Source organism: Streptomyces sp. NPDC031426 (assembly GCF_055581585.1).
The window spans coordinates 84451-94715 of record NZ_JBVIJE010000007.1 but is presented as its reverse complement, the minus strand read 5'-3'; the positions used below and the strand labels follow the sequence as shown (position 1 = coordinate 94715).

The window sequence follows — 10265 nt, the reverse complement described above, 5'->3', positions numbered from 1 at the left end:
TCAACCGAAGTGTTTTTTTGTGGGGGGGGGGGAGGGGGGGGGGGAGGGGGGGGGGGGGGGGGGGGGGGAGGGGGGGGGGGGGGGGGGTCCCCCCCCCCCCCCCCCCACGCCCATGCCCACCCGCTCGCGGCGCGCGCGGTCGGTGTCGGCCGCGCGGTCAGTGGACTCGGCGCCCGAACGCGTCCTCGCGCGTGTAATAGCGGTAGAAGAACGTGCCGAAGGTGCACCCCGCGACGATCAGCGACATCATCACGGACCGCCAGAACGAATGCGGCGTCTGGATGTACAGGAAGCCGAACGCGATGCCGGCGAACGCCGACCACAGCAGCGCGTGCACCTCCCTCGCCATCCGCGGGGCCAGCGTCAGCAGGGCCATGGACACCACCGCGAACACCAGCGCGCTGAGCCAGCCGAGCAGCAGGTTCCCGCCGGTGATGGGGCCGCCCTGGCGGGCGTCGGCCGCGACCCAGTAGCCGTAGACCAGGCCCAGGCCGACCGGGCCGGCGAAGTGGGCGATGCGGTGGGTGCGTGCGTCGAAGACGTCGGGCGGACGGGTGGGCCGCCCGCCGGGGACCCGTTCTCCGATCGCCCTGCGGCCAGCGCGGGCCGTGCCGCCGGGCGCGGGTGCCGCTTGAGCCATGAGAGCACTCCTCTCTCCTCGCCCCCGGCTTCCAGAGCACACCTGGGGGCACGGCCTGGCAAGTCGGCCAGGAGAGTGACGGGTGCCCGGATGCGGCGGGTTCTCTCCCGTGTTTCGCTGGGAACGCCGAGAGACATGGAGGGCTGCCCGCCGTGACGGACACGGAGTACGGCCGGCGGCGCCATCCGCTGCGCGTGCGCGGTCGGAACGTCGCCTGGGTGCCGCCTCTGCTGCTGCTCGTCGGCATCGTGCTGCTGGACCTCAACACCACCGAGCGGTTCCGGATCATCACCTGGATCGTGCTGGTCCCCGGCACCGCCGCCGCGATCTGCGGGGTGTGGACGACGGGCGCCTTCGCCGTGCTGGCGGTGGTGACCTACGTCGCCGTCGACAGCGCCTGGCCGGGCGAGTACCAGGCCGGTCTCGGCGACTTCGTCCTGGTCGCCGTCGGTGGCCTGCTGGCCGTGATCGCCTGCGCCGTACGCCTCCGCAAGGAGCGGCAGACCCTGCACATCCAGGACATCGCCGCGACCACCCGTCGTACCGTGCTGCGCCCGCTGCCGCCGCGCTGGGCCGGGCTGGAGCACGCCGGGGTGTATCTGGCGGCCGACGTCGAGGCCCGGGTCGGCGGCGACTTCTACGACATCCAGCCCGGCCAGCACGGCACCCGCCTCTTCGTCGGCGACGTGCAGGGAAAGGGGCTCGGCGCGGTGGAGACCGCCGCCGCGCTGCTCGGCACCTTCCGCGAGGCCGGCTACCACGAGGAGGACCTCGCGACCGTCGCCGAGCGCCTGGAGATCCGCATGCTGCGGCACCGCCGGCACACCACCGCGCTCGGCCGCGAGGACGGCGACCGGTTCGCCACCGCCGTGCTGATCGGCTTTCCCGAGGACGCGCCGGAGAGCATCGAGGTCGTCAACTTCGGACATGAGCCCCCGCTCGCCGTGGGCCCGCGCGGAGTCCGCGAGCTGCCCAGCGGGGACGGGCTGCCGCTCGGCTTCGGCGACCTGGCGGGCGGTCTGCCGCCCGTGCACCGGGTGCCGCTCGCCGCCGACGAGACGCTGTTGCTGGTCACCGACGGGGTGACCGAGGCCCGCGACCGGCGGGGCGCCTTCTATCCGCTGGTCCGGGAGCTCGCGCCCGCGGTCGCCGACCGGGCGGGCCGCCCCGATCCCTGGCTGCTGGTCCGGCTGGTCCGCGACGGCGTCCTGCGGCACTGCGGCGGACGGCTGGTCGACGACACCACGGTGTTCGCGGTGCGGCGGGTGCGGGGGGCGGCCGCGGGCGAGGACGGCGAGGACGGCGAGGACGGCGAAGACGGCCAAGAGGGACGTTTGCGGTCCTGATGCCGTCCTCCTGGTCTCCTGAGGCGCGCGTTTGCAGGCGCAGCGGTTACGGTGCTGGCTGGAGAGCGTGGAGAGCCGGCCAGGTCGGCAGGGCCGACAGGGGCTGCAGGGCTACAGGGGGAGGACCGATGCCCGGAACCGTGCTGCTGCTCGCGGCCTCGCCGGTGGGCCGGGGGCGGCTGGTGGAGGCGGCCGGTGTGCTGCCGGTGCTGGCCGCCGTCGCCCCGGCCGTGCTGTCCGGCACCGACACCGCCAACGTCGTGGAACTCGCCGATCCGCTGGAGCCGCAGGCCGTGCTGACCCGGCTGCGCGCCGCGGCGGCCGCGCCCGGGCCGCTGACCCTGTACATCGCCGGGCAGCTGCAGCTGGACCGGCGGCAGCGGCTGCCGCACCTTGCGCTGGCGCGCACCACCGCGGCGACGGTTCGCTACACCGGGTTGCCGTGGCACTGGATTCGGGAGGAGCTGCGGTTGCGCTCCGCTGTGGATACGGCGCTGGTCGTGGATCTGCATGCGGATGCGGAGGCGTGGCGGTACGTGGCGGAGCGGGGGCTGGACTGCGGTGCGAATGCTGCCGTTTACGGGCGTGTCGCGCCGGTGGGTGGGCGGCGGGGGGTGGCCGAGCCGGGGTACATGAAGGCGGTGGCGACGTTGTTGCGGAGTGGGTACCGGCCGCCGCTGCTTCAGTTGCACGAGCTGGCGTTGGGGCGGATCGCCGAGGCCAGTGCGGGCCGGGATCTGGTGCTGGCCGTTCCTGGGGGCACCGTCCCCAGACCCCCGTTCGCCCACCCGCCCACCCGATTCGGTCAGCCGGAAGGCCAGGCCCCCACCGCACCCGCCACGAGTCCGGCCCCGCACGCCACCGGGCAGACCCCGCCCGCGCTCGCCCCCAGTCACGCCCCCGGCGTCGTCAAGCAGGTCCCGTCCGGCGCCAAGTCGGCCCCCGACGCCGGCAGGCAGGATCCGCCCGGCGCCAAGCAGTCCCCGCTCGCCCCCAGTCACGCCCTCGACGCGACCAAGCAGGCGCCGCCCGCGCTCGCCCCCAGTCACGCCCCCGGCGTCGTCAAGCAGGTCCCGTCCGGCGCCAAGTCGGCCCCCTACGCCGGCGGGCAGGATCCGTCCGGCGCCAAGCCGGCGCCCTACGCCGGCAGGCAGGATCCGTCCGGCGCCAAGCAGTCCCCGCTCGCCCCCAGTCAGGCCCTCGACGCGACCAAGCAGGCGCCGCCCGCGCTCGCCCTCAGTCACGCCCTGGACGCCGTCAAGCAGGTCCCGTCCGGCGCCAAGTCGGCCCCCCACGCCGTCAAGCAGCCCCCGCTCGCCCCCAACTACACCCCCCACGCCCCCAACCACACCCCCCACACCCTCGCCCCACCCCCCGGTGTCACCGGCCCCGACCCCCACGCCGTCATCAGTGCTGCCGTGCAGAGTGGGCGGCACGGTGATGCCGATGTGCTTGCGGCTCAGCAGGAGGAGGCTGCCGTGCGTGTCTATGGGCCGGGTTCCGACGAGGCCCTGCACTGGGTCGAAGTGCGTGCCGATCTCGCGATGTTCGCGGGGGACGCGGTGCGCAGTTGCCGGGCTTGGCTCGCGGTCGCCGAAGTGCGGCTGGCCGCGGGGCAGGCCGTGGACGCGTCTGCCGTGGAGGCGGCCGTGGACCGGGCGCACCACCAGTGGGGGCGGATCACGGACCCGGCGCGAGCCCGTGAACTCGGGCCCGCGCTCGCGGAGTTGCGGCGGCGGGTGCCGGGTCGCCGACAGGGTGCGCTGGAGAACGTCCGGCGGCAGCTGCGGCAGCTTCAGGCCGTCCAGTAGGCGCCAGCAGGTCTCGTAAGCCCCGTCACGCCGTCGGCAACAGCGCCAGGGCCCCGGAGACGAGCGTGCGGACTCCGGGGGCGATCACCGACAGGTCGGGTGCGAAGTCCGGGCTGTGGTTGCTCGGCACGGCCGCGAACTTCTCCGACAGGGTGTCGCCGGGGGCCTTGTCCCACACCTCGGCCGGAGTGGTGGTCACGAACCAGTACGAGTACGGGATGGCGCCGTCGAGCGCCAGAGCGGGGAAGTCCTCGCTGCCCATCGCCGGTCCCGGGTCGAACACCGTGCCCGCGCCGAAGACCTCGCCGTGCACGGCGGCCACCGCGCTGTCGGTGGGCGCGTCGTTCACGGTCACCGGGAAGGTGTTGCCGATGGTGATGTCGGGCTCGCGCGGGCAGCCCGCGGCCACGCACTCGCCGTGCGCGATGCGCCGGATCGCGGCCAGCATCCGCTGCCGTACCACCTCGGACTGGCTGCGCAGGTTCAGCGAGACGCGGGCCTCGGACGGGATGATGTTGTGCCGGGTGCCGGCCTCGATCCGGCCGACGGTCAGCACGGCGGACTCGCCGGCGGCGAGCTCCCGGGAGACGACCGTCTGGAGGCGGGTGACCAGGTAGGCGGCGGTGACGACGGGGTCCACCGTCGCCTCCGGACGGGAACCGTGCCCGCCCCGGCCGTGCACCACGATGTCCACGTCCGTCGCCGCCGACATGATCAGGCCCGGCGCGTGCGGGTACAGGCCCGCCAGGCCCGGAGCGGCGTGCTGCCCGAGCAGGACGTCCGGCCGGCCGAACCGCTCGTACAGTCCGTCCGCGACCATCCGGGCCGCGCCCTGCCCGGTCTCCTCGGCCGGCTGGCCCACCACCAGCAGGGTGCCCCGCCAGGTCTCCCGCCCGGCGGCCAGGGCCGCGGCGGCGCCGGTCAGCCAGGTGACGTGCAGATCGTGCCCGCACGCGTGCATCACCCCGTCCGCCGCAGAGGCGTACGGCAGCCCGGTCGCCTCCCGGACCGGCAGCGCGTCCATGTCGGCCCGCAGCAATACGGTCGGCCCGTCGCCGTTGGCCAGCCGGCCCACGACCCCGGTGCCGCCGACGCCCTCGGCGGTCTCGAACCCGGCGCCCTTGAGCCGCCCGGCCAGCGTCGCGGCGGTGCGGTGCTCGCGCAGGGACAGCTCGGGGTGGCGGTGCAGGTCGCGGTAGAAGTCCTCCCACCGCGACACCGGCAGGTCGGAGGTCAGGTCCAGGGCGGTACGGGCGGCGGCAGAGGTCATGCTCGCAGCGTAGGCCGCCGGCGGGGCCTGCGGGAGGGTCGGTCGTTCCGGCCGGGGGCGCCCGGTGCGGCCGGGGAGGCCCTTCACCTCGCGGATGCCGACTGCTGGGTCCCGTGGGCGCCCGGTCCGGCTTCCGCCGCCCGGGCCGGGCCCGCGTTCGCCGCGAGGATCAGGGCTGTCGCCGCGATCACCGCGGCGACGACGGCCCTGCGCGCGGTGGTGTTTCCGTAGGGTGCGGATGTACGTCCGGGCACGGTGACCTCGCAACACAACAGCGACGTATTAAGCAGACTTAATCCGCCGTTTAACCTAGGGGCTGGACGGGTCCAACGGCAAGAGGCACCAAGGGAGTTGGGGGGCCGACAATGCGGGAACGGGACGACCCTGCGGTCATCGGACGGCGCGTACAGCAACTGCGCACCGAACGCGGGCTGACACAGCGGCAGTTGGCGGAGCCCGCCTACACACCCGCCTATATCTCCACCGTGGAGGCGGGCCGGGTTCGGCCCTCGGACGAGGCGCTGCGGCACATCGCCGGCCGGCTCGGCGTGGAGTACGAGGAACTGGCCGTCGGACGGCCCGCTCACCTCGCCACCGACCTGCGGCTACGCCTCACCGAGGCCCAGAGGGTCCTCGCCGACGGCAGGGCCGAGGAGGCCGCCGGCCAGTACGCGGCGCTGCTCGCGGAGGCGGAGACCCATGGGCTGGGCTGCGAGCGGACCACGGCACTCCTCGGGCTCGGCGAAAGCGCCCTGGAGACCGGTGAGCTGGCGCAGGCCAGGGAGTTCTTCGAGCGCGCCGAGGCGCACCTCGCGGACGAGTCGCTGCCGGTGCGGGTGCCTGCCGTCCGCGGCCGCGCCGTCGCCCACTACCTCGCCGGTGAACTCAGGTACGCCGTGTACCTCCTGGAATCCACCCTCGACGAGCTCAACCGAGGCGGACTGCACGACCCCGACGCCCTCCTGCTGCTCTACGCCAGCGTGATCGGCCCGTACATGGACATGGGCGCGCACGCCCGTGCCGCCCAGGCCGCTGAGTTCGCCCTGGCGCTCGCGCCGCAGGCCGGCGATCCCGCGCTGATCGCCCGGATGCACCGCTCGGTGGCCCGCACCCTGATCGCCGAGGGCCGGGTCACCGAGGCCGACGCCTCCCTCGCCAAGGCGGCCGAGCTGTACCGCCGGCTGAGCCTGCGCACCGAGCTGGCCAACTGCCACTGGATGCGCGGATACGTGTGTGCCCAGAACGGCGAACTGGAACGCGCCGAGGCCGAGTTGCGCCAGGCGTACACCATGCTCTCGGAGACCCGGGCCGCCCTGTACCGCAGCCAGGCCGCCGTGGAACTGGCCGATGTGCTGCACCGCCGGGGCAAGTCGGAGGAGGCCGCCGTACTCCTGGAGGGCGTCCTCGGCGACTTCTCCTCCGAGCGCGGCGCGGTGCACGCCGCCGCGGCCCACCGTCTGCTCGGCATCATCGCCGAGGACGCCCGGGACACCGAGGCCGCCGAGGAGCACTACGTCCGCGCGCTCAGCCTGCTGGAACGCGCGGGCGCCGCGGGTGACCTGGCCGACCTGTGCCGCCTCCTCGGCGATCTGCTGCGCCGCACGGGCCGTATCGACGCCGCCCTCGACGCCTACCGCACCGGCCTGGGACACCGCACGACCCCGGGCACCACGACCCTGGGACCGGCACCGGCCCAGCCGCCGCTGTGACGCCTCGCGGATCACACCTGGACCCGGCCCTGCTTGCGGATGTCCGCCAGGCGCAGGGCGCCGATCTGGACGGCGGCCTGGGTCGCGTCGTTCGGTACGTCGCCCAGGCCGCCGTTGGTGAGGGCGAAGGCGTCCGGGCCGACGCGGACGGCGGCCACATCCAGGGTGAGCACGGCGTGCTGGCCCTGTCGGTTCATGGCGGCGAGGCTGATCCGCAGGCCCTGGCGCGCGTCCCCGACCTGCGGCAGCGTGGCGTCGCTGACCTGGACGTCCTCCGTGATCCCGGTCTCCGTGCCGGCCGTGAACCGCGCGCACCGCGCCGGCATCGTCTTCAGCCAGGCGAGCGCCGCGTCCACGTCGGCGGGGCGGCGGGCGGCGATCTGGTAGCGCAGCTGGGCGTTGGTGTCGTCGTTGTCCAGGCCGACGGCGACGCGGGCCGGGCCGCCGAGGAGCTCGTCGGTGTAGAGGGCGTCCAGCAGCCGCTGGCACTCGCCGGCCGAGGTGTTCGCCTTCAGCAACTGGTCCCGCCAGGTGGCCGCCCCGCGGGTCGCCGTCCAGGGGGCGCCGAGGTCGGTCTGGGTGATGAGCGCGGCCTGCGCCTGCTCGTCGGTGAGGGGGGAGCCGTCGGCCCGCATGGACCCCTTCCGCGTCGGTGACGGCTTGTCGATGGTCGGGATGGGCTGGGGCGCGGTCTCCGGCTGCTTCAGACCGAGGGCCGCGCAGCCGCCCATGGCGAGGAGGCCGGCGACGGTGAGCCAGAGCGGGAGGCCGCGAAGGCGTATCGCGTCGGTCATGCAGGTGCCTCCTGGGGCTGCGAGCCGGTGGGCGGACTGGCCGGGCCGGCTGATGTGGTGCCTGATCTCACGGCACCACCGCCCCGACCGGCCCACCAGCGCTCCGGGCCGTCCGGGTGAGTGGTCCGCCGCAGCCCGCGGAAAACGCCTCGAAATGCCGCTTCGGTGCCTGCTACGGTCGCCGTATGCAGCGCGCCCAGCAGTGCCACCCGTGCCCGAAGAGCACGACGACGCCGGAGACCGTCCCGGCGCGCTGACACCTGACCAGCATCCGAGCCCCGGGGCGAACGCCCCGGGGCTCGCGTCTGCGTGGGTGTTCGCCTCCCCCAGTGAGGAGACCCACCGATGAACGACGCACTCCCCGACCACCGCCGCCTCGGCCGCGAGCTCGACCTCTTCGACACCGACCCGCTGATCGGCGCGGGGCTGCCGTACTGGCTGCCCGACGGGGCGGTCGTACGGCACACCCTGGAGGAGTACATCCGCGAGGCCGAACGCCGGGCCGGGTACCGGCATGTGTACTCGCCCGTGCTCGGCAAACGGGAGCTGTACGAGATCTCCGGGCACTGGGACCACTACAGCGACGACATGTACCCGCCGATGAAAGCGGGCCCCCATGAGTCCGAGGAGGTCGTACTGCGGCCCAGCCTCTGTCCTCACCACGCCCTGATCTACCGCGCCCGCTCCCACAGCTACCGGGAACTGCCCCTGCGCATCGCCGAGCTGGGCGGCATGCACCGTGCCGAACTCTCCGGAGTCCTCGGCGGTCTGACCCGCGTCCGCGCCATCCAGCTCAACGACGCGCACATCTTCTGCACCCTGGACCAGGCGGTTGAGGAGGCCCGCGGCGCGCTGGAGCTGATCGCCCGCGCCTATGCCGACCTGGGCATCGAGGCCGTACGGCACCGGCTGTCGCTGCCCGGGGAGGGCGGGAAGTACGTCGCCGATCCGCAGCTGTGGCGCCGGGCCACCGAACTGCTGCGGGAGGTGCTGGACGCGTCCGGCGTGGCGTACGAGGAGGCCGAGGGCGAGGCCGCCTTCTACGGCCCGAAGATCGATGTGCAGATCGCCGACCCGGCCGGCCGCGAGTCCACCCTGTCCACCGTGCAGATCGACTTCCACCAGCCGGCCCGTTTCGACCTGCACTACATCGGCGCGGACGGTGCCAGGCACCGGCCGGTCATGGTGCACCGCAGCATCATCGGCAGCGTCGAGCGGGCCGTCGCCCACCTGATCGAGGCGCACGCGGGCGCCTTCCCGGCCTGGCTGGCCCCGGTGCAGCTGGCCGTCCTGCCGGTCGGCGAGGAGCAGCTGGAGCAGGCGGCGGCGATCGTGCGCAGGGCCGTGGAGCTGGGCCTGCGCGCCGAACTCATGGGCCCCGCCGAGGGCACCCTCGGCGCCCGGATCCGGGCCGCGCGCCTGGTGCCGTACCAGGCGGTGGTCGGCGCCCGGGAGGCCGCGGCGGGCCTGGCCGCCGTACGGCTGCGGGACGGCCGCCGGCCCGGCGAGCTGCCGGTGCCGAAGCTGCTGTCCCGGATCGCCGCGCGGGTGGCCGCACGCGGCACCGTCCTGTGGGACTGACCGCCGTGAGCGGAGGCCGGAACTGATCTAAGGTCGGCTTGACGGAAGGAGTCCGCCGTGACCGGTCAGTCCATCCCCGTGATCATCGACTGCGACACCGGGGTCGACGACGCCCTCGCCCTGCTGCTGGCCGTGCGCCACCCGGACCTGGATCTGCGGGCGGTGACCTGCGTGGCCGGGAACACGGACGTCGACGGCGTGGTCCGCAACACCCTGACCGTGCTGGAGCAGGCGGGCGCCCCGGACATCCCGGTGGGCCGGGGCGCCGAGCGCCCGCTGATCGAACCGGCCCGCTCGGCGCGGCATGTGCACGGCGCCGACGGCATGGGCGACCTGGGCCTTCCCGCGCCGAGGCGCACGGCGTCCGAGCTGGACGCCGTGGCGCTGCTGCGCCGCGAGATCCTGGCCTCGCCGCGCCCGGTCACCCTGATCCCCACCGCGCCCCTGACGAACATCGCCCTGCTGCTGCGCACCCACCCGGAGGTGACCCGCAACATCGAGCGGATCGTCTTCATGGGCGGCGCGGTGGCCGTCGGGAACGCCACGCCGGTCGCCGAGTTCAACGTCTGGCACGACCCGGAGGCGGCGGCGATCCTGCTCACGGCCGGGGTGCCCGTCACGATGTACGGGCTCGACGTCTTCATGCAGGTGGTCGTGCCCGCGCCGGAGGTCCACCGGCTGCGCACCAGCAGCGACCCCGGCACCCGGCTGGCCGGGGAACTGCTCGCCCACCGGCCGGCCCACCAGGGCGAGGCCCCCGACGCGGAGGAGGCGGGCGGCCTCGGTGACGCGGGCGCGGTGTGCGCGGTCGCCGACCCGCAGGGCATCACCACCCGCCTGCTGCCGGTCGAGGTCTCCCTGGCCCCCGGCCCGACCCGGGGCCAGACGGTCGTCGACCGCCGCCCCCGCCCCGGCGAGTCCGAGATCCACGAGGGCAGGCGTGAACAGCCCCTGGTGGACGTGGCGTTGGAGGTCGACGTGGACCGGTATGTGAAGCTGTACCTGGAGACGGTGGAGCGCCCTTAGACCGCGTCGCGCCGCAGCGGGGCGGTACTCGCCCCTAAGGTTCCTTTCCGGGCAATGTGGACAGATTCCCTGTACCGTCGTCCTTCCC

General features: G+C 74.3%; 8 protein-coding genes. 5 read left to right on the top strand and 3 right to left on the bottom strand.

The genetic code is table 11. The features are described 5' to 3' along the window. Nucleotides 1-157: 157 nt before the first annotated feature. Entirely contained in the window at nucleotides 158-640 is a 483-nt protein-coding gene (locus ACZ5NH_RS15910; RefSeq protein WP_468775632.1) for a hypothetical protein, read from the bottom strand. Between the two features lie 152 nt (nucleotides 641-792). Here ACZ5NH_RS15910 and ACZ5NH_RS15905 point away from each other — a divergent pair, with 152 nt between their 5' ends. After that, nucleotides 793-1986 carry a PP2C family protein-serine/threonine phosphatase gene (locus ACZ5NH_RS15905; protein WP_468775630.1) on the top strand — a complete coding sequence of 398 codons (1194 nt, stop codon included), beginning with the start codon at nucleotides 793-795 and terminating at the stop codon, nucleotides 1984-1986. Between the two features lie 128 nt (nucleotides 1987-2114). Continuing rightward, nucleotides 2115-3797, top strand: coding sequence for a hypothetical protein (locus tag ACZ5NH_RS15900; RefSeq protein ID WP_468775628.1), 1683 nt, complete (start codon nucleotides 2115-2117; stop codon nucleotides 3795-3797). A 25-nt stretch (nucleotides 3798-3822) separates the two neighbouring features. On the opposite strand, the gene ACZ5NH_RS15895 is transcribed toward ACZ5NH_RS15900, so the two are convergent. Continuing rightward, nucleotides 3823-5067, bottom strand: coding sequence for an amidohydrolase (locus ACZ5NH_RS15895; protein WP_468775626.1), 1245 nt, complete (start codon nucleotides 5065-5067; stop codon nucleotides 3823-3825). 365 nt (nucleotides 5068-5432) lie between these two features. Between ACZ5NH_RS15895 and ACZ5NH_RS15890 the strand changes: the two genes are divergently transcribed. Beyond that, nucleotides 5433-6776 (top strand): helix-turn-helix domain-containing protein, encoded by a 1344-nt coding sequence (locus ACZ5NH_RS15890; RefSeq protein WP_468775624.1) that lies wholly within the window; start codon nucleotides 5433-5435, stop codon nucleotides 6774-6776. An 11-nt stretch (nucleotides 6777-6787) separates the two neighbouring features. Here ACZ5NH_RS15890 and ACZ5NH_RS15885 read toward each other — a convergent pair whose 3' ends face one another. Then, nucleotides 6788-7570 carry a hypothetical protein gene (locus tag ACZ5NH_RS15885; RefSeq protein ID WP_468775622.1) on the bottom strand — a complete coding sequence of 261 codons (783 nt, stop codon included), beginning with the start codon at nucleotides 7568-7570 and terminating at the stop codon, nucleotides 6788-6790. Between the two features lie 345 nt (nucleotides 7571-7915). Between ACZ5NH_RS15885 and thrS the strand changes: the two genes are divergently transcribed. Then, nucleotides 7916-9151 carry a threonine--tRNA ligase gene (gene thrS / locus ACZ5NH_RS15880; protein WP_468775620.1) on the top strand — a complete coding sequence of 412 codons (1236 nt, stop codon included), beginning with the start codon at nucleotides 7916-7918 and terminating at the stop codon, nucleotides 9149-9151. 57 nt (nucleotides 9152-9208) lie between these two features. After that, nucleotides 9209-10177: a nucleoside hydrolase gene (locus tag ACZ5NH_RS15875; protein ID WP_451554603.1), complete on the top strand. Its 969-nt coding sequence runs from the start codon at nucleotides 9209-9211 to the stop codon at nucleotides 10175-10177. Nucleotides 10178-10265: the final 88 nt, after the last annotated feature.

Excerpts from the sequence above, each read along its gene's own strand:
- ACZ5NH_RS15885 (WP_468775622.1), bottom strand. The coding sequence starts at position 7,570 with ATGACCGACGCGATACGCCTTCGCGGCCTCCCGCTCTGGCTCACCGTC.
- thrS (WP_468775620.1), top strand. The coding sequence starts at position 7,916 with ATGAACGACGCACTCCCCGACCACCGCCGCCTCGGCCGCGAGCTCGAC.
- ACZ5NH_RS15900 (WP_468775628.1), top strand. The coding sequence starts at position 2,115 with ATGCCCGGAACCGTGCTGCTGCTCGCGGCCTCGCCGGTGGGCCGGGGG.
- ACZ5NH_RS15895 (WP_468775626.1), bottom strand. The coding sequence starts at position 5,067 with ATGACCTCTGCCGCCGCCCGTACCGCCCTGGACCTGACCTCCGACCTG.
- ACZ5NH_RS15890 (WP_468775624.1), top strand. The coding sequence starts at position 5,433 with ATGCGGGAACGGGACGACCCTGCGGTCATCGGACGGCGCGTACAGCAA.
- ACZ5NH_RS15910 (WP_468775632.1), bottom strand. The coding sequence starts at position 640 with ATGGCTCAAGCGGCACCCGCGCCCGGCGGCACGGCCCGCGCTGGCCGC.